This is a genomic window from Flavobacterium sp., from assembly GCF_039595935.1.
Lineage (GTDB): Bacteria > Bacteroidota > Bacteroidia > Flavobacteriales > Flavobacteriaceae > Flavobacterium.
Genome location: NZ_JBCNKR010000004.1, coordinates 1,029,491 through 1,050,094, shown reverse-complemented (window position 1 = coordinate 1,050,094; position 20,604 = coordinate 1,029,491). Strand labels below are relative to the sequence as shown.

Here is a 20,604-nt window from a genome sequence, read left to right as displayed (position 1 = left end):
AAATTTATATATTTACTTATTAATGACTCAAATTATAACTTCATGTTACATTTTACTAAATTTTCTATTTTTTTAATGTTCATTTTAGGGATTTCTGCGAATGCACAAAACGAAGCTTATGCAGAACCTGTAGAACATAAAATTGAAGACACAACTTTTGTAAACTTAAAAGATTACAGCAAGGATTTTGTTTATGATATGAAATATGCCACGGAAGATAATTTCCTGAAGGCCAAAGTATATGATTGTGCAGAATGTTTTCTGCGTTTAAAAACCGTAAAAGCTTTGGTCGAAGCCAATAAGGATTTTATGAAAAAAGGTTATAAAATAAAGCTGTATGATTGCTACAGACCTTTATCAATTCAAAAGAAAATGTGGGAAATTGTATCGAATCCTGAGTATGTGGCAGATCCAAAAAAAGGCTCCATCCACAATAGAGGAGGAGCCGTTGATATTTCTATAGTTGATGCAAACGGAAAAGAAGTTGATATGGGAACTGCTTTTGACTTTTTTGGTCCCGAAGCCGGTCACAATTACACTAAGTTTTCTAAACAAATTTTAGCTAACCGAAAATTTCTTAAAAAAATAATGATCCAAAATGGTTTCAATTCTTTTGATTCAGAATGGTGGCATTATAATTTAAAAACCGGACTGAAAGATTCAGTTTCTAATCAAAAATGGAACTGCGAATAATTATTCAACGCATCTGATATTCTGCATGAAATACGTATTGGGCTGATACGTTTTGCCATTCAGTTCAGAAACTAATTCTCTTTTTACAATATAATCTTCAACATCAGTAAGATATTTAATTCGCATAATTAAAACCGGAGAGGTTTTTAAGTCTTCGTAATTGTCTTTCATAAACATGAAAATTCCTGTATTTACGCGGTTATCAAAACCTTTGTCATCGCGAATTAAAGTTCCGCAGTTTTCCTGATTAATATGAAGAAGTGTTACAATTTTTCCGTTTTCTAATTGTAAATACACTTTTGAATTTTTATCAAAACAGTTGGCTTTCAAAAAGTCTTTACTTTTTTGAATAAGCTGTAAGTTTAAAGTTGGTAAACCATCTGTCTGCGCAAGCGAAAAGAAAACGTAACTAAAAGTTCCGCCGAAGTTTTTTTCACTAATTAAATATTCGTTTGTTACTTTATAAGTTCCAATTGAGTCCGTTACGTTGGCACTGTATTCACAAGGTTTTTGAGCAAATGCGGTAAAGGTTAATAAAAAAAGAGTCAGGGTAATTAGTTGTTTCATTTTAGTTTATTTTTCTGCAAATTAAAACTATTTTGCTTTCATTTTTATCTGTTGTAAAAAAACAATATCTATTTCCTCCATTTTTTATTTTCCATTTTTTGCGAATGTTCTCAACCGTTTCAGGAAAATTGCGGGTTGTCACGTTTGCCTGCTGATTTTGCAGCTCATTTTTCATGTCATTTTTATTGTAAGAAATCACTTTTTCTATTTCAAAACGACGTCCCGGAAAATCAATTAAATCTTCTGAAGTATATAAATGCGAATGCTTATGAAGTTTATTTATTTTGAAAAAAGTGCTTACTTCGTCAAATCCGCCCGATTTCATTATAGCCGAATTGGGTTCGTAGAGATATTTTTGAGGAAGATGGTAAGATGGAAATTCAGTTTTGCCTAAAATAAATTCAAACATTTCAATTTTATCTTTTAAAATGTTGGCCGTTTTTAAAGTTATTTCGCCCGAATAATTTTTATGAATTTCAAAAAGCAATTCTTTAACTTCATTTTCAAGAGCAATAATATGAATGTTTTTGACAAACTTTAATTCTGATAAACCTGCCGAAATATCCAGTAAAGGTGCGGTTTTTATTAAAATAGAATCGGTTTTTTCAAAATAAAAATCTAAAGATTCCGGTACATTTGGCAAGCAGTCTTTCAGCATAAAAACTTTGCCTTTTGCATCATTTCGGCGTGATGGATCAATATAAATCCAATCCCATTTTATTTCTGATTCTTCTAAAACATTGGCCGAATCATCAGCATAAAAACGGCAGTTTTGAACTTTTAACTGCTCAAAATTATGTTTTACAATTGCAGATAAATCCTCGTTTATTTCGCAATGAGCAATGGTTTTAATTTTTTTAGAGAAATAAAAATCATCTACACCAAAACCTCCGGTAAGATCAATTAAACTTTCTCCTGAAATTAAAGATGCTTTATAAGCCGCTGTTTTTTCAGAAGAAGTCTGCTCAACAGAAATTTTACTTGGGTAAATAATATTTTCAGTCGAAAACCAGCTTGGGAGTTTGTCTTTGGCTTTTGCCTTTGCTTCAATTTGGTTTAAAATCAAAATCCAGTCAACATCAGGAAAAGGATTTTTTTGAAGTGCCAGTTTTGTTATGGATTCACTACTATTCAGCGTAATAAATTCCTGAATATCCTGGCGCAAAATTGAAGTGTTCAAAGCTAAATTCTTTCGGTTAAAACAGATATAATTTTATTGTTTGGAAAAAATTCTTTTAAAATAACTTTTATCATGGTAAAAAGCGGAACGGCGATAATCATTCCAACGATTCCAAAAGTAATTCCGCTGATTAAAGTAATCAGGAATATTTCCAGCGGGTGCGAATTTACACTTTTTGATGAAATTATAGGCTGGCTGATATTATTATCAATGGCCTGAACCAATAGAAAACCGATTACAACATAAATAGTAGTAGGAAGAATTTCAGATCTAAAATCCTGTCCGATTAAGCTAATCATGGTTAAAATAGCAGCTAAAATAGTTCCGATAATTGGGCCGATGTACGGGATGATGTTTAAAACGGCACATAAAAACGCAATAACAAAAGCATTTTTATTTCCGAAAATAACCAGAACGATTAAATAAAGAATAAACACAACGGTTAATTGAAGCAGAAGTCCAATAAAATAACGCGTTAAAAGATGATTGATTTTTGTGATTGAATTTAAAATTTTGTCTTCATTCGTATCAGGAAGGATTCTTCGGGCCTGATCTTTAAAGATATCCTGATCTTTAATGAAAAAGAAAGTAATAAAAAATACCGAAACTAATCCCATTCCCATATCGGCCATAAAATTCAAAATCGAATTGATAAAACCCGTAAAATAACTGAAATTCAACATCGAAGTAACTTTGGAATCTCGAAGCACTTTGTTAAGATCAAAATGCTGAATATTAAAATAGGTTTCGATGCTTTGTTCTGTTTCAATAAATTGAGTCTGCAGCTGATGGGTATCTAAAAGTGATAAATTATTGGCCTGAGAAATAATTAACGGTACAAATAAAAAGATAAAACCAATAAGCAGTAAAATAAAAATGATAATGGTTGTAGTTGCTGCAAATGAATTATTGAACTTCAATTTATTCTTTAAAAATAAAACTAACGGATTTGCGATCAAACACAATATTAAAGAAATGCAGAGATAGACAATTACAGTTTGTATTTCATATAAAAAGTATAAAACAATACCAATTATTAAAATAGTAGCCAGTGCTCTTAATATTCCGTTAGAAATAGTTTTTGACGTTATCATATTTAAATTTTAGACTATAAAAATAGGAAAAAGCTTTTAAAATTTTAGATATAACAAAAAAAAGCGAGATGTTTCCATCCCGCTCTTATTACCTGTTTCTTTAATTAAGGTTGTGCAAAAGAATTTCTTGGACCTCCTGATGCAAAAATTGCATTGATTCTGCTTTTTTGTCCGTTAGAGAACATGTACATTCCAGCATCATCAGTATAATCCATGTAGTTCATTGTCATCTCAACCGGAGTACCAGAACAAGTACTGTAGTGAGGATATGCAGGAATACCGTAGTTTGCTGTGTTATGAGTTGGAGTATCAGCTACTAAATCGCTTCCGCAAGTAGCATCTCCCCAAATGTGACGTAAGTTTAACCAGTGTCCAACTTCGTGAGTACCAGTTCTTCCTAAGTTGTAAGGAGCATTAGCAGAACCAGATAATCCGAAATATTTAGGATCGATTACAACTCCGTCTGTAGAAGAAGATCCTCCAGGAAATTGAGCATAACCTAAAATTCCGCCTCCAATAGTACAAGACCATAAGTTAAGTTTTGTTGTTGGAGAAGTTGGTGCTAAACCACCCTGAGCTGTTTTTTTCATAGCATCATTAGTTCCCCAAGAAGTTTTAGTTGTAGATTTTCTAATAACCTGATCTAAAACAAATGAGATTCCTACGTTTGCTTTTACACCAGCAAAAAGAGCAGGAACACTGTTAAAATCAGAGTTTAAAGCATTAAAATCTTTGTTTAAAACATCAATTTGAGATTGAATTTGTGTGTTAGAGATATTCTCTGCAGTTGTTCTGTACAAAACGTTTACTACAACAGGAATCTGGATTTTACCGTTTACCAATTTACCAGTAAGAATAGCTTTGTTTGTATAAGCCTCAATTTCGTTCATTCTGATAGCCAATGTTGGATCAGCTTTTAATTGCGCTTCTAATACATCCTGAGAAGCACAAGTACGTAAAGCAGGTTTTGCAGCTGCTTCTGAATTGGTTCCTTCAGTTTGGTCGTTTTGACAAGAAAACAGCACTAATGCTGTAATTGCAGTAATAATAACTTTTTTCATAAATAACGGGGTTTTTTGTTAAAAAATATTAGTTTTGGTTAACCAGAACGCAATTTTATAACAAAATCTTTTTGTAGCCAAATTTTTATATTGAATTATTTATGAGAATTTTAGCAAACCCTTGTGTGCTCTAGTTCTTACAAAAATGTTAAATTTATTTTTATGATGTAAATTCTTATTTATAAGTGTTTTGAGAGTATAAAAATGATATTTAGATTCAAAATTTAACCTTTTGGCAAAATCTTTATATAAATTTTAACATTTTTCTTACGTATTTCTACTTTTTTTCAAAGTGTGTTTTTTTATGTTAAAGAGCTGCAGAGGTGATTTCGTATAAAGCAATACTAGCAGCCTGTACAACATTCATGCTTGAATTTTTTCCAAACATATTTATGTGTACAATTTGATGGCAGATTTTTAAAAGTTCATCCAAAATGCCATCGATTTCACTGCCAATTAAAAGTGCCATTTTTTTATCTTTTGGAATTACAACTTCCTTTAAAGATTTGCTGTTGCTTGTAATTTCAAGGCCAATAATCTCAAAATCGTTTAGTTGTAGATATTCGATTAACTCTGAAGTTTCTTCGATAATTTGATGCGGTACATGAAGGTGCGTACTGCGGGAAGTTTTGTTTATTTTTCTAGGCGTAAGCGGAATATCTTTCCCCAGAAAAATAATATTTTCTACGCCAAAAGCCTCAGAAATTCTAAAAAGCGAACCAATATTCTGCTGAAAATAAATATGATCACAAACCAAAGTTATCGGAAATGTTTTTCGCTCAAATTGATTTTCTTCGTGAGTAAGTTGCATTTTTAAAATTTAGTTGGTAAAAATATAATTGATAATGTTGGCACCCATTTTTAAGGCTTTGTCACGAACATTTGCCGGATCGTTATGAACTTCGGCATCTTCCCAGCCGTCGCCTAAATCACATTCGTAAGTATATAATAAAACCAGTTTATTTTCTACGAAAATACCAAAGGCCTGCGGGCGGGTTCCGTCGTGTTCGTGAATTTTAGGTAATCCGTTTGGAAACGGAAAAGGTTTTTGAAAAATAGGATGATTGGCCGGAAGCTCAACTAAATTGTTGTTCGGAAATATCTTTTTGATTTCTTTTCGAATGTATTGATCCATTCCGTAATTATCGTCGATATGAAGAAATCCGCCACCGTTTAGATAATTTCTCAAATTTGAAATATCAGAATCGCTGAAAATCACATTTCCGTGTCCGGTCATGTGTACAAACGGATACGAAAGCAAATCGGGATTGCTTGGTTCAACAGTCGAAGGTTTTGCTTTTATTCGGGTATTAATTGTCGAATTGCAAAAGCGAATTAAATTAGGCAATGATGTAGGATTCGCGTACCAATCGCCGCCGCCGCTGTATTTTAGCAAAGCAATTTCTTGTGAAAATGAAGAGATTGAAAAAAGGAAAAACAGGTAAAATATTTTTTTCATGTAATTGTATTTTTTTGTCGCTTTCTTTTTTGTTACGAGTTGTTTTTTGTCATTTCTGTAAAAGTCACTTATTTCGGTAACGGATTTATCATTTCGATTGGCTTTTTTCCATCAATTCCCTGATGTGGCCTTTCGTGATTATAGTAATATAAATATTGTAATAATTCTTCTTTTAGTTCTTCCAAAGAATCAAAATCAGTTTCTCTGAGCAGATCATCTTCAAGAGTTCGCCAGAAGCGTTCGACCTTCCCGTTTGTCTGTGGTCTATAAGGTTTTGTATGTCTGTGAACAATTCCCAATTCCATAAGCATTCTCTCAAAAGGATGGTTATATTTCTGCTGGCTGGTTCTGATTCCAAATTCAGGTCCATTGTCAGATAAAATCTCTTCAAATCTTATCTCATAATGATCGCTTAAGATGTTTAAGCATTTTAATGACGCAAACATAACCGTTAAACTAGTGATGTCTGGGATTAATTCTGCCCAGGCAATCCGGCTGTAGTCGTCAATTATACATACTAGGTACAATTTTCGATTTTCTCCTTTTATGATGCTTTTGCTTAAGTGATGACAATCAATATGACCAAGCTGTCCCATTCTTTCCTTGATTATTTTTTGATGATTCTTTTTAATCTTCGGAGTTAACCTGTTTATTTTATTACGCTTTAAAATATTATAAACTCCTGAATATGAAGGTGTGTTTTTTCCTAATTTTGGCTTTAAGATACTAACAATTTCATATTTGTTGTTTCCTTTTTCCCTTAATTCAATTACTTTTCGTTCTATAAATGGCAGAGGACGTCTTGTCTTGTATTTTGGACCACGCTTCTGAGGAAGCAGATCCAAAGACTTACCGCTCTGCTTATAACGGTTATAATACTTTAAGAAGCTTTTTCTGCAGGTGTCATTTGCCTTGTAAAAATCCATCGCCTTTTTATGCACCGGATGAGTCTTGTTTTTTACTTGCTCATATTCTTTTATTAAAAAACGATACTTCTCTAAATAGTTTCTCTCTAATGTTGAATCCTGACTGTTATTTCTCATCGCAACAAAATTTATTAAAGGTAAATTTTGTTACCGAAATATCTAACCTTTACAATTTCGACGAAGGAGAAATCTGCGCAAGTAACTCCTCATAGAAAATCATCAATCTTTGTCGAGTTACTTGCGCAGATTTCTCCTTCGTCGAAATGACAAAACTGTAGGGTTTTTATTAACCTTCATTAAAAAACACCACACTATGACAAGCTACAACCGCCGCTGTTTCTGTACGTAAACGGGTATTTCCTAAAGTTACGGGCTGATATTTATTTTCGATAGCCAATGCAATTTCTTTTTCAGAAAAATCACCTTCAGGTCCAATTAACAAAGTGACATCTTCGTCTGGCTTTAAAGCTTCTTTCAAAGATTTTTTGTCGGTTTCCTCACAATGCGCAATAAATTGTAAACCGCTGTTTTTCTTTTTTATGAATTCTTTAAACGAAACAGCTTCATTTAATTTCGGAAGAAACATTTCATTCGATTGTTTCATTGCCGAAAGAATAATCTTTTCAAAACGCTCCGGGTTAATTACTTTTCGTTCAGAACGATCGCAGATTATGGGCGTAATTTCCTGAATGCCAATTTCTGTAGCTTTTTCTAAAAACCACTCAAAACGATCATTCATTTTGGTTGGCGCAACCGCAAGATGCAGACGAAATTTTGGTTCGGGAGATTTTTTTATCGATCGAACATCAACGATACATTTATTATCTGAAGCCAGTGTAATTTCAGTTTCAAACAATAAACCCTGACCGTTTGTAACATACAAAATATCCGAATCTTTTTTTCGTAACACTTTTATGATGTGTTTGCTTTCTTCTTTATCAAAAGAAAAACTTTCGGTTGTTTCGTCAATATCCGGATTATAAAATAACTGCATAATTAAAACTGAATTCGCGCTTTAGAAACTACTGAAGAATCTTCAAAACGTTTTGATAAATATTTTTGATAACCAACGATTCCAATCATGGCAGCATTATCTGTCGTATATTCAAATTTCGGAATAAAAGTTTTCCAGCCGTATTTGCTTTCGCTTTCTTTTAATGTATTTCTGATTCCTGAATTTGCCGAAACGCCGCCGCCAATAGCGATTTGTTTAATTCCGGTTTCTTTAACAGCCATTTTTAATTTGTCCATTAAAATTTCGATAATCGTATGCTGAATTGAAGCGCAGATATCATTTAAATTTTCTTCGATAAAGTTTGGATTTTCTTGTTTATTCTTCTGAATAAAATAAAGAATTGCAGTTTTTAACCCCGAAAAACTAAAATCTAATCCCGGCACTTTTGGTTTTGTAAACGTAAACGCTTTTGGGTTTCCTTCTTTGGCATATTTATCAATTAAAGGCCCTCCGGGATATGGAAGTCCTAATATTTTGGCACTTTTGTCAAAAGCTTCACCTACGGCATCATCAGTAGTTTCTCCAATAATTTCCATATCAAAAAAGCTGTTTACTTTTACGATTTGAGTGTGTCCGCCGCTAATGGTTAGTGCCAAAAATGGAAACTCTGGTTTATCGTAGCCATCTTCATCAATAAAATGGGCTAAAATATGAGCATGCATGTGATTAACAGCTATTAACGGAATGTTTAATGCTAATGATAATGATTTACCAAAAGAACTCCCCACAAGTAATGAACCCATTAAGCCGGGACCTTGTGTAAAAGCAATGGCAGTTAGCTGTTCTTTTTGTACATTTGCTTTACGAAGCGCAGCGTCGATTACGGGAACTATGTTTTGCTGATGGGCTCTCGAAGCTAGTTCAGGAACCACACCGCCATATTGATTGTGAATTAACTGATTAGCCACAACATTTGAGAGAACTTTATCGTTATGTAAAACTGCAGCAGCAGTATCATCGCATGAACTTTCGATGGCAAGAATAAAAACCTCTGAATTTTGCATATAAAGGCACGAATTTTGAATTATATTTGACAAATCAAATTTTTAATTTCTTTGATTTGAAGCAAAGCCCCAAAATTAGAGAATTTTTATCAAAAACAGCCGTCCTTTGTCTGTTCAAATTAAATTTATACAAAAACAATAATAATAAGCAGTTATCAAAAGAATTAAGAAAATAGTATCCAGAACCCTGATTGGCTTAATTTTACTTTTGCTGATACTTGCTATCACACTTTCTTTACCTGTCGTTCAGACCAAAATTGCCAAATATGTAACCGAAACTCTTAATACTGATTTTAAAACAGATATTACTATTGATAAGGTTGCGATTAATATTTTTGGCGGTGTAAAACTTAAAAAAGTCCTCATTCGGGATCATCACAAAAAAACGATGATCTATTCAGATATCATTACTACAGATATTTTAAGTATAAAACGTCTTATCGACGGCGATTTGCTTTTTGGTGATCTTCGTTTAACGGGGTTGATTTTTAATATCAAAACGTATAAAAAAGAAGATGAAAACAATATTAATAAGTTTATTAAATTGTTTGAAACGAAAGAAGAAAAGAAGCAGTCTGGCAAACATTTTCTTTTTACAGCTAAAAATGCCTACATCGAAAAGGGAAATTTCTCTGTTGTTGATGAAAATAAAAGAACACCTCGTTTTTTAGATTTTAAAAAGCTAAACGCTTATATCAGCGATTTTAAATTATACGGCCCAGATGTTACAACAATAATTCACAGGTTTTCATTTTTAGATCACCGCGGACTTTATGTTTCTAATTTTACCGGAAAATTCAGTTATACTAAAAAACAGATTCAGGTTGAAAATCTGGCAATTAAAACCAAAAGATCTTCAATTTACGGAAAAGCGATTTTAAATTATAAACCGGGAGATTTTCTGGATTTTACTGATAAAGTTCAGTTTAATGTAGCTTTAGATTCATCTTCAATAGCTTCAAATGATATTCGTTATTTTTATGACGGATTGGGCAAAAACCAGCATTTTAAAGTTAGAACAAAGATTAAAGGAACTTTAAATAATCTGAATTTGAATCGTTTGAGACTTAGTGATGCAAATGGTTCAAAAATCTTCGGAACAATTAATTTTAGAAATCTTTTAGGAACTAAAGAACAAAAGTTCTCAATGGACGGGAAGTTCGATAAATTAATTTCGAGCTATGATAATCTGGTGGTTTTGCTGCCTGGAATTTTAGGAAAAAGCCTTCCGAAAGAATTAAAAAGAATTGGGAAATTTAATATTGTTGGTAAAGCAAAAGTTTCAACAACCGCGCTGGAAACTGACTTTAAAATGGCGACTGATTTAGGAAACGGTAAAGTAGATCTTCATATGAATAATATGGATTTTATCGACAAGGCTTCTTATTCCGGAAATATAGTTTTAGATAATTTTGATGTTGGAACTTTACTGGGTCGAAAAGATATTGGCAGAACTACTTTAAATGTTGATGTTGACGGTGTTGGTTTCACCGAAAAATATTTGAATACTATTGTAAAAGGAGATATTACAAAGTTGTACTATAATAAGTATAATTACAGCAATATTGTTGTAAACGGTAATTTTAAGCTTCCTTATTATAAAGGACAGATTTCTGTAAACGACCCGAACTTAAACCTGACATTTGATGGTTTGGTTGATTTAAGTAAAAGAGAAAGCCGTTATGATTTTCATATCAATGTTGAAAATTCAGATTTGCGAAAACTGAAATTCATAAACGATTCGATTTCACATTTTAAAGGTGATGCTGTTGTACAGTTAACCGGAAATTCTATAGAAAATCTTCAGGGCGATATTTTAATTAAGGATGCTGAATATCAAAACCCAAAAGCGACTTATGTTTTTGATGAAGTAAAAGTTAGTTCAAATTTCGATGCCGACAGACTTCGTACTATTACGATTAATTCTTCTGACATTGTGGAAGGAAAAATTGTGGGGAAATTTCAGTTTGCTCAATTAGACAAATTGGTAATGAATTCCGTTGGAAGTTTATATACTAATTATAAACCTTTTAAAGTTAAAAAAGGACAGTTTTTACGTTTTAATTTTCATGTATATAATAAGGTAGTAGAAATGCTTTATCCCGAAATGAAAATTGATTCGAGTACAGTTGTACGAGGAAAAATCGATTCAGATTTGCAGGAGTTTAAATTTGGCTTTAGATCAAAACAAATCAGCGCTGAAAAAAACACGTTTGATAATATCAGAATCAGTATCGATAATAAAAACCCGCTTTATAATGCTTTCATTGAGCTGGATAGTATAAAAACGCCTTACTATAAAATTCGTGATTTCAATTTAATCAACGTAACATCAAAAGATACTTTGTTTGTTCGTTCGGAGTTTAAGGGCGGCGACAAAGGACAGGATTATTTCAATCTGGATTTATTTCATACTATCGATAAAAACAAAAACAATATCGTAGGAATCAAAAAGTCTGAAATGAAGTTTAAAGACTATTTGTGGTATTTAAATGAAAATGCGCAAAAGGATAATCAAATCGTTTTTGATCAGTATTTTAAAAACTTCACGATTAATAATATCGTTCTTTCGCACGAAAACCAAAAAATTGACCTGAATGGTGTTATAAAAGGAAAAGATTATAAAGATGTCGTCCTCAATTTTGAAGATGTAGACATCAATAAGATTACGCCTTTTAATTCGAAGTTTGTTTTCAACGGAAATTTAAACGGAAACATAAATTATAAGCAGAATAAAGATGTTTATCAGCCCACGGCCAGTATTGTGGTTGATCATCTCAATTTGAATAAAGTCGATTTAGGAACGCTTAATTTTGATATTTCCGGAGATCAGAGTTTTAGAAAATTCACGATCAATTCTTCTATAGTAAATGGTTTTGCAGAGTCGTTTAGAGCAAACGGTACTTTTGCGATTGAAAATAAAGAAACCATGCTGGATTTGAATTTAAAGTTAGAAGGATTTAATCTCGCAACTTTAGGTACAGTAGGCGGCGATGTTTTGTCTAATGTAAGGGGTTCTGTTTCTGGAAATGCGGCTGTGGTTGGGAATTTGAAAAAACCGGAAATCAACGGACGCTTGTATGTTGAAAAAGCCGGGATGACAATTCCATATCTTAATACTGATTATGAATTAAGCGACAGAACGGTTATCGATTTAACCGATGAAAAATTTCTGTTTAGAAACAACCAGTTAACCGATACTAAATTTGGCACCAAAGGATTGCTGAACGGAACTATAGAGCATCATAATTTTGGAGACTGGAAATTAGACTTAAATATAACATCAAAACGATTAGTAGCACTTGATACTAAAGACAGTGAAGATGCAGCTTATTTTGGAACTGCATTTATAAACGGAACGGCAAGTATAAAAGGTCCTGTAGAAAGCTTATTTATCAAGGTTGATGCAAAATCTGAGAAAGGCACAGAAGTTAAAATTCCGATTAGTAATGTGCAGAATTCCGGAGAAAGCAGCTGGATTCATTTTGTAACACCAAAAGAGAAATACAATCTGGCAAATGGTATTGTTGAAAAAACAAGAAATTATAATGGTCTTGAACTGGAATTTGATTTTGATATTACGCCAGATGCCGAAGTTGAAGTCATTCTGGATAGAAATTCCGGACACGGTATGAAAGGTAAAGGTTACGGATCTTTATTGTTTAAAATCAACACACTGGGTAAATTTAATATGTGGGGGGATTTCCAGGCATACGAAGGAACTTATAACTTTAAATACGGAGGTTTAATCGATAAAAAATTCGCAGTTAAAAAAGGAGGATCTATTATTTGGGAAGGAAACCCGATGAAAGCACAGCTTAATTTAGAAGCCGTGTATAGAACTACTGCCAATCCTGCGGTATTATTAGATAATTCATCTTTTAATAAAAAAGTACCGGTTGAAGTAGTTATTGGTTTAAGAGGAGATTTAACTAGTCCTGAACCTAATTTTGATATTCAGTTTCCATCGGTAAGCAGCGTGTTGAAATCTGAAATTCAGTATAAATTAGACGATAAAGATATTCGACAAACACAAGCTTTGTATTTACTGTCTACAGGTTCATTTATGAGTCAGGACGGATTTAATCAAAGCGATTTATCCGGAACATTTGCAGAAACGGCGGCTAGTTTGCTTGGTGGCATTATAAAATCAGATAATGACCTTTTTGATATCAACCTGAATTTCGTTTCGGCAGACAGAAGAATAGGTCAGGAAGCTGACGGACAGTTTGTTGCTAATATTTCATCGCAGGTTAATGAGCGTATTACAATAAACGGAAAAGTGGGAGTTCCTGTCGGCGGAGTAAACGAATCGGCAATTGTGGGAGATATTGAAATTTTATATCGTGTAAACGAAGATGGATCGATGAACCTTCGATTATTCAATAAAGAAAATGATATCAATTATGTAGGTCAGGGAATTGGATATACGCAAGGTGTAGGTATTTCGTATGAAGTCGATTTTGATACCTTTAGCGAACTTGTAAATAAACTTTTCAAAAGCCATAAACTCGAAAATGCCATAAAAAATTCGGATGAATTTCAGGATTCTAATCTAAATCCGGATTTTATTAACTTCAAAAACAAGGAAGCAGAAAAAGAGAAAGATAAAAAGAAGAATCAGGAAAAAGAAAAGGAAGAAAAACCGAAACCTCAAAACAATAATGAAGGGTTAATTCCTGATAACGACTTTTAGTTATTGTTAAAATGACTATAAAAAGAACCATTCGTTTCTGCGAATGGTTTTTTTTATGCTAATTTTAGAGTTTTTAGTTTGGTTTTGATTAAAATCTAATTCTTAATATTTTTATAACACTTCATTCGGGTATTGTTAATTTTACGGATTTAATTAAAAAAAGGGGTATTTATTATTTTATATTAAATTTTTGGTATCAAAAAACTTATTAACGAAAACGTTTGAATTTAACAGATTTTATTAATTTATAATAAACATAACGAGAAAACTGGTGAATGTTTGCTAATTTTACAACTTTAATACTTAAATAATGTCAAAAACAATAAAAAGAGTAGGTGTTCTTACCTCAGGAGGAGACTCACCAGGAATGAATGCTGCAATACGATCAGTTGTTCGAACATGTGCTTATCATAATATAGAATGCATAGGGATTTATAGAGGGTATCAAGGAATGATCGAAGGAGATTTTAAAGAAATGGGCCCTCGAAGCGTTAATAATATTGTAAACAAAGGAGGAACGATCTTGAAATCGGCTCGTTCAGTTGACTTTAGAACACCTGAAGGTAGAAAAAAAGCTCATGAAAACCTTTTAAAAGCCGGCATTGATGCTTTGGTTGTAATTGGTGGTGACGGAAGTTTTACCGGAGGATTAGTTTTTAATTCAGAATACAATTTTCCTGTAATGGGAATCCCGGGTACAATTGATAATGATATTTACGGTACAAGTTTTACTTTAGGTTACGATACTGCTCTAAATACTGTTGTTGACTGTATTGATAAAATTAGAGATACTGCAAGTTCTCACAACCGTTTATTCTTTGTAGAGGTTATGGGTAGAGATGCAGGTCACATTGCACTTAACGCCGGAATTGGTGCAGGTGCAGAAGAAATCCTTATTCCTGAAGAAGATTTAGGTCTTGACAGATTGTTAGACTCTCTTCAAAAAAGTAAAGCTTCAGGGAAATCATCAAGTATAGTAGTTATTGCCGAAGGAGATAAAATTGGTAAAAATGTATTCGAATTAAAAGATTACGTAGAAGCTAATTTACCTGAATACGACGTAAGAGTTTCTGTTTTAGGACACATGCAGCGTGGTGGTTCGCCATCTTGCTTCGACCGTGTTCTGGCAAGCCGTCTTGGTGTAAAAGCCGTTGAATCTTTATTAGAAGGAAAATCTAACTATATGGTTGGTCTTAAAGAAGATAAAGTTATTTTAACTCCGCTTGAACAGGCTATCAAAGGAAAATCTGAAATTGATAGAGAATTATTGAGAGTATCAGACATTATGTCTACATAATTATATAAGATATAAGTTTAAAAGAGAAAGAAGTTTATTGTGAGGAAATTAGACTTTGAATTAGTATAATAAAAACAAAAGCAAAAATTTAGTAAAATGTCAAAAGTAAAATTAGGAATAAACGGATTTGGACGTATCGGAAGAATCGTTTTTAGAGAGTCTTTCAATAGAGATAATGTAGAGGTTGTAGCGATCAACGATTTATTAGACGTAGATCACTTAGCTTACTTATTAAAATATGATTCAGTTCACGGTCGTTTCAACGGAACTGTTGAAGTTAAAGAAGGAAAATTATATGTAAACGGAAGAAACATCCGTATTACAGCTGAAAGAAATCCTGCTGACTTAAAATGGAACGAAGTTGATGTTGATGTAGTAGCAGAATGTACTGGTATTTTCACAACTATCGAAACTGCAAGCGAGCACTTAAAAGGAGGAGCTAAAAAAGTTATCATTTCTGCTCCATCTGCTGATGCTCCAATGTTTGTAATGGGAGTTAACCACGAAACTGCAAAAGCTTCTGATTTAGTTGTTTCTAACGCTTCTTGTACTACAAACTGTTTAGCTCCTTTAGCTAAAGTTATCCACGATAATTTCGAAATCGTTGAAGGTTTAATGACTACTGTTCACGCAACTACTTCAACTCAAATGACTGCTGACGGACCTTCTAGAAAAGACTGGAGAGGTGGACGTGCCGCAGCAATCAATATCATTCCTTCTTCAACTGGTGCTGCTAAAGCGGTTGGAAAAGTTATCCCTTCTTTGAATGGAAAATTAACTGGAATGTCTTTCCGTGTACCAACTGCTGACGTTTCTGTAGTAGATTTAACTGTAAAAGTTGCTAAAGAAACTACTTACGAAGAGATCATGGCTGTATTGAAAAAAGCTTCTGAAACTTCATTACAAGGTATCATGGGATTCACTGAAGATGCAGTTGTATCTCAGGATTTCATCTCAGATAAAAGAACTTCAATCATTGACGCTACTGCAGGAATTGGATTAAATTCTACTTTCTTCAAATTGGTATCTTGGTACGATAATGAGTACGGATATTCAAGCAAATTGATCGATTTATCTGTACATATTGCAGGTTTAAAATAATATTATATATTTTTACAAAATCCCGTTATCGCCAAGTAACGGGATTTTCTTATTTTGTTACGTCTTTAATTAATGTAAAAAACACACTTATTAAAGAAAAACTAATCCAAAAACAAAAAAAAATGAAATTAATAGTTGACAGTGGATCTACTAAAGCCGATTGGATTGCGATAGATGATAATGGAAAAGTACTATTCACAACACAAACATTAGGATTAAATCCTGAAATTCTTGACGGACCGGAAATCATCTCAAGATTAAACGACCGTTTTGATATTCTTCAAAATAAAAAAAATGCAACACATTTGTTCTTTTACGGAGCAGGCTGCGGAACAGACAGAATGAAAGAATGGTTGAAACAAATCTTTCAGGAGTATTTTTCTAACGCTATCGTAGATGTTCAGGAAGATACTTATGCGGCTGTTTATGCTACAACTCCAAAGGGTGAAGAAGCAATTGTATCGATCTTAGGAACGGGATCAAACTGCAGTTATTTTGATGGAAAAGTATTGCACCAAAAAGTTCAGTCATTGGGTTATATCGTAATGGATGACTGCAGCGGAAACGTTTTTGGAAAAGAATTAATTAGAAAATACTATTTTAATAAAATGCCAAAAGAATTAGCGGTAGAGCTTGAAAAAGAGTACGATGTTGATCCTGATTTTATTAAAAACAAATTATATAAAGAGCCAAATCCAAATGCTTATTTAGCAACTTATGCTAAGTTTTTAATTAAGCACAAAGACACTGAATTCTGCAGAAAAATTATTTTCAAAGGAATGAAATCTTTCGTTAAAAACTATATCAAACAATTTGATAACTGTAAAGAAGTTCAAGTGCATTTCGTGGGTTCTATCGCATTTTATTTAAAAGATGAACTGCAGGAAACATTTGATAAATACGAACTTAAATTAGGAAATGTATTAAGAAGACCAATTGATGGTTTAATTGCTTACCATGTCGCTAATCAATAGTTCCGGATTTATGGAAATTGCAATTATTGCACACGATGGTAAAAAAGCTGATTTGATTGATTTTTTGATTAAAAATGAAGCGATTCTTCATAATGAAAAAATCAAACTAATTGGTACCGGAACAACTGGAGGAAAAGCCGAAGCAGCGGGATTTAAAACGCAAAGAATGCTTTCAGGACCTTTAGGTGGTGATGCACAGATTGCAGGAAGAGTGGCAGAAGGAATTACCAATATGGTGTTCTTTTTTAAAGACCCGTTATCAAGTCATCCCCATGAAGCAGATATTAATATGCTGATTCGTGTTTGCGATGTGCATAATGTGCCGCTGGCAACAAATGAAGCAACGGCACAATTATTATTAGATGCTATTGCACTGCAATTATAGAAATCTCAACATTTACATTTTTTGGCAGACATGCCACTTGAACCGTTTCACGTGCTGGAGCGGTTTTTTCGTTAAAATAAGAACCATATACCGTGTTTATTGCACCAAAATTGTTCATGTCCATAATGAAGATGGTTGCTTTTACCACATTTTCAAAAGTCATATTTGCGGCTTCTAAAATCGCTGCAATATTCTCCATAACTTGTTTCGTTTCGTCATTAATATTATCCGTAACAAGTTCTCCGGAAGCTGGATTAATTGCAATTTGTCCCGAAGCATAAAGTGTATTTCCTGATAATACAGCCTGATTATATGGGCCAATAGGAGCCGGAGCTTTCTCTGTAAAGATTATTTTTTTCATAATAAATTATTTTAAGTCGACGAATTATCGATTTGAAGTACTGCGTTTATTCCATTTAATGTCACTAAGCATACCAGACTTAATTCCGATGAAAAAGTTCCAGTTAGCATTTGTTCCCATTGGATTCCAGTTAAAAGCCATTCTCCAGCTTAACAAATCTCTCTCAAAACGGAACTGAGTAAAAGTAACACCTTTTTGAACAAAATCATAACCGGTAGAAATACCGCCTTTCCATTTAGGAGTAATATCCATATTGGCAGAAATCATGATAGAGTTACCTGAAATTTTGTTTTCGCGGGCAGCGTTGGTATACGTTAAAGAATAAGCCATAGTCATATCCCACGGAATTTTCGAACTAAAGAATTCACTTATAGCATCATCTTCACGTTCAGGCTCATTGGCAAATTGACTGTTTCTGCTGTCGTTTAAGTCTGTATTTGTTCCGAATAAGTCATCATTACGACCTCCGTTACGCTGACTCTGTGAGTTTTTTTCTTTTCCGGTTCCCTTATTAGAAAAAGAGTAATTCATGGTAATGTTGGCACTTGTCATTCTAAACAAACTTCCGCCATTATCAATGTTGTATTTGTTTATCACGTTTCCGGCGTTGTCAATAGCATAAGGATTTAAAACTGCACCAAAATTGACATTCATTTTATTGTCAAAAAATTGCGTTCCACCACTTAAAACAACCGGCTGCCAAGCTAAAGTCTTTTTACCGTCGGCACTAAAATTATAACTTGTATTGAAGTTTAAATTGTTTAAAAGCATTATTTTCTTCGGCTCTGTTTTAGTACTGTCACTGTCTCGTACTTTGGCCTCAAAAGTATTACTTAAGGCAAAACCAACTATATTCGAATTATTTTGCCCGGGAGCACCATAAACACCATTTGCAAAACGCGAGTATTCATCTGTAGAAATTCTACCTGCTGCATCGACCGTATAATGGTCATAATAGCGTTCAAAACTCGGCGTATATGAATACGTAATACTCGGTCGCATAACATGTCGTATAGCCTGAATTCTTTTATCCTCACCAAAGTTGAATGTACCGTAAATAGTAGTTCCTAAATTGGTGCTTAAATTATAAGTTCTGTACGAGTCAAAACCATTTATCGTTTTATCTACAACTTTTCCTTCTGTAGAATCATAATTCTTTTCAATAGTTTTGGTAACCCAGGTTTCCTGATAATTAGTAGAGGCTCCGGCACTAAAATATTTAAAGATTTTGAAGTTAGTACTAATCGGAATTGTATGCTGCATACCAATTTGAGCATCTCTAAACATTTGAGGTTTAAAGAATAAAGAGTCATAAGTAACGATATTGTTTTTACCTGTTACATTATATTGCAGGTTGATGTTTTTGATAAAACCTTTTTTAACGCCGTCTTTTCCAACAAAAGGGTAAATACGGTCAATACTTCCCTGTAAGTTTGGTAAACTCATCTGAATTTGTTCTGTTTGCGTATTTTGTTGATGCGTAGCTGTCAACGATATACGCGATCCCGGAATCGTATTAAAAGTTCTGTTGTATGAAATAGATGAACTTAAAGTATTGTTCAGGTTTGAACCAATATTGGCCTGATTAATAGACTGCTTAAAATATTTACTACTACCCATGTTTACAGAGGCAGAGAAACTTGAATTAGGATTCGATTTTGAATCTTTTGAGTGCGACCACTGAATGTTGTAAATGTTTTGCTTCGAATAATCAGGATAACCTCTTTCACTGCTTATCAGGTTTTCAAAACGAATATTAACATTGCCTCGGTATTTATATCTCGTTGCATAAGCCGATTCAAAACGCATGGCGTAACTACCATTTGTATAATAATCTCCTAAAACAGTTAAATCATAATTGTCGCTTAATGCAAAGTAATAACCACCATTTTGCAGAGAGAAACCTCTCGTGTTAGAGTCATTATAACTTGGCACAATAATACCCGAAACGCTTTTTTCCTTACTTAAAGGGAAATAACCATATGGTAAGGCCAAAGGAGTAGGAACATCAGCAATAACCATTTGAGTTAAACCGGTAACGATTTTTTCACCGGGAACAAATTTGATCTTACTGGTTCTGAAATAATATTCAGGATTGTCAATATCCTGAGCCGTTGTAATACGTGCATCTTTTAAATAGTAAACAGAATCGTTTTCTTTTTTGGTAACGGCCGCTTTAATATTTAATTCGCCTTGTTTAGTTCTTGAATTATAAATTAAAGCTTTTTTAGTTTTAAAGTTAAAGCGGATGGAATCCGGCTGTACTTCGTTTGAACCTTGTTTGAAGTTAGGAAACTGCGTTAAAACCCCGGCTGAATCTTTAATTCTCCCGGCATACACTTCATCTTTTTCATAATTCAGAACAATTATACCTGATTTTAGCTCCACATCTTTATAGTAGAGTTCAGCTTCATTATATAGCGTAATCAGTTTTTTCTTCTGATCGATTTTAGCGTAGTCTTTTGCCTTGTATCTAACCTTTCCGTCCAAAAAAGTCTTTGTAGGTCTGACAGTATCAAGTTTGATAGTATCATTTTGAGTTATTTGAGGCTTATCTGTTTGTTTTGCAGCTGGTAACGGCTTTTTTTTAGATTTTATCTCCTGCGAATATAAATTACCACATCCTAAAGTTAGGAAAAATGATATTAAAACGATATTAAATAAGTTTGTCTGCAAAGGTTTAAATGCTATTTTTGTAAAATTATGGCTTGTTTTTTGACATGTCAAACTTACATATAATTTTTTGGCAAAAATAATCAATTGTAAAAATTATAACAGCTGCGTTTTATTA

Annotated in this window: 17 protein-coding genes; 6 read left to right on the top strand and 11 right to left on the bottom strand. The window is 33.2% G+C overall.

Going from position 1 to position 20,604, the window contains the following annotated elements; all coding sequences use genetic code 11:
- The first annotated feature begins 42 nt into the window (after nucleotides 1-42).
- Nucleotides 43-693: a M15 family metallopeptidase gene (locus ABDW27_RS04535; RefSeq protein WP_343694772.1), complete on the top strand. Its 651-nt coding sequence runs from the start codon at nucleotides 43-45 to the stop codon at nucleotides 691-693.
- On the opposite strand, the gene ABDW27_RS04530 is transcribed toward ABDW27_RS04535, so the two are convergent.
- The 9 genes from ABDW27_RS04530 to tsaD form a co-directional block, all read right to left on the bottom strand.
- Entirely contained in the window at nucleotides 694-1,260 is a 567-nt protein-coding gene (locus ABDW27_RS04530) for a hypothetical protein (RefSeq protein ID WP_073416498.1), read from the bottom strand.
- A 1-nt stretch (nucleotide 1,261) separates the two neighbouring features.
- Nucleotides 1,262-2,440, bottom strand: a complete 1,179-nt coding sequence (locus ABDW27_RS04525) for a class I SAM-dependent methyltransferase (RefSeq protein WP_343694771.1) — start codon at nucleotides 2,438-2,440, stop codon at nucleotides 1,262-1,264.
- Between the two features lie 2 nt (nucleotides 2,441-2,442).
- Nucleotides 2,443-3,534 carry an AI-2E family transporter gene (locus tag ABDW27_RS04520; RefSeq protein ID WP_343694770.1) on the bottom strand — a complete coding sequence of 364 codons (1,092 nt, stop codon included), beginning with the start codon at nucleotides 3,532-3,534 and terminating at the stop codon, nucleotides 2,443-2,445.
- Nucleotides 3,535-3,638: 104 nt separating this feature from the next.
- Complete coding sequence (locus tag ABDW27_RS04515; RefSeq protein ID WP_343694769.1) at nucleotides 3,639-4,595, bottom strand: zinc metalloprotease; 957 nt, start codon at nucleotides 4,593-4,595, stop codon at nucleotides 3,639-3,641.
- A gap of 307 nt (nucleotides 4,596-4,902) precedes the next feature.
- Nucleotides 4,903-5,406, bottom strand: coding sequence for a TrmH family RNA methyltransferase (locus ABDW27_RS04510; protein ID WP_343694768.1), 504 nt, complete (start codon nucleotides 5,404-5,406; stop codon nucleotides 4,903-4,905).
- Nucleotides 5,407-5,415: 9 nt separating this feature from the next.
- Entirely contained in the window at nucleotides 5,416-6,054 is a 639-nt protein-coding gene (locus ABDW27_RS04505) for a DUF4159 domain-containing protein (RefSeq protein WP_343694767.1), read from the bottom strand.
- Between the two features lie 68 nt (nucleotides 6,055-6,122).
- Complete coding sequence (locus tag ABDW27_RS04500; RefSeq protein ID WP_343694766.1) at nucleotides 6,123-7,097, bottom strand: integrase core domain-containing protein; 975 nt, start codon at nucleotides 7,095-7,097, stop codon at nucleotides 6,123-6,125.
- A 169-nt stretch (nucleotides 7,098-7,266) separates the two neighbouring features.
- Nucleotides 7,267-7,974: a 16S rRNA (uracil(1498)-N(3))-methyltransferase gene (locus tag ABDW27_RS04495; RefSeq protein WP_343694765.1), complete on the bottom strand. Its 708-nt coding sequence runs from the start codon at nucleotides 7,972-7,974 to the stop codon at nucleotides 7,267-7,269.
- Between the two features lie 2 nt (nucleotides 7,975-7,976).
- Nucleotides 7,977-8,999: a tRNA (adenosine(37)-N6)-threonylcarbamoyltransferase complex transferase subunit TsaD gene (gene tsaD, locus ABDW27_RS04490; RefSeq protein WP_343694764.1), complete on the bottom strand. Its 1,023-nt coding sequence runs from the start codon at nucleotides 8,997-8,999 to the stop codon at nucleotides 7,977-7,979.
- Between the two features lie 208 nt (nucleotides 9,000-9,207).
- On the opposite strand from tsaD, the gene ABDW27_RS04485 reads away from it, so the two are divergent.
- From ABDW27_RS04485 to ABDW27_RS04465, 5 genes are all read left to right on the top strand, one after another.
- A complete protein-coding gene (locus tag ABDW27_RS04485) occupies nucleotides 9,208-13,695 on the top strand; it encodes a translocation/assembly module TamB domain-containing protein (protein WP_343694763.1) in 4,488 nt (1,495 codons plus the stop codon).
- Nucleotides 13,696-14,005: 310 nt separating this feature from the next.
- On the top strand, nucleotides 14,006-14,992 hold the full coding sequence (pfkA, locus tag ABDW27_RS04480; protein ID WP_343694762.1) for a 6-phosphofructokinase: 987 nt from the start codon (nucleotides 14,006-14,008) through the stop codon (nucleotides 14,990-14,992).
- Between the two features lie 96 nt (nucleotides 14,993-15,088).
- Entirely contained in the window at nucleotides 15,089-16,093 is a 1,005-nt protein-coding gene (gene gap / locus ABDW27_RS04475) for a type I glyceraldehyde-3-phosphate dehydrogenase (protein ID WP_057120708.1), read from the top strand.
- A gap of 122 nt (nucleotides 16,094-16,215) precedes the next feature.
- On the top strand, nucleotides 16,216-17,067 hold the full coding sequence (locus ABDW27_RS04470) for an N-acetylglucosamine kinase (protein WP_343694761.1): 852 nt from the start codon (nucleotides 16,216-16,218) through the stop codon (nucleotides 17,065-17,067).
- Between the two features lie 10 nt (nucleotides 17,068-17,077).
- Nucleotides 17,078-17,452, top strand: coding sequence for a methylglyoxal synthase (locus ABDW27_RS04465; protein WP_144339264.1), 375 nt, complete (start codon nucleotides 17,078-17,080; stop codon nucleotides 17,450-17,452).
- Here the strand turns inward: ABDW27_RS04465 and ABDW27_RS04460 are convergent.
- Together ABDW27_RS04460 and ABDW27_RS04455 are read right to left on the bottom strand one after the other, a co-directional pair.
- Nucleotides 17,433-17,813 carry a RidA family protein gene (locus tag ABDW27_RS04460; protein WP_343694760.1) on the bottom strand — a complete coding sequence of 127 codons (381 nt, stop codon included), beginning with the start codon at nucleotides 17,811-17,813 and terminating at the stop codon, nucleotides 17,433-17,435. The genes ABDW27_RS04465 and ABDW27_RS04460 overlap by 20 nt on opposite strands.
- 24 nt (nucleotides 17,814-17,837) lie before the next feature.
- Nucleotides 17,838-20,573: a putative LPS assembly protein LptD gene (locus tag ABDW27_RS04455; RefSeq protein WP_343694759.1), complete on the bottom strand. Its 2,736-nt coding sequence runs from the start codon at nucleotides 20,571-20,573 to the stop codon at nucleotides 17,838-17,840.
- Between the last annotated feature and the right edge of the window lie 31 nt (nucleotides 20,574-20,604).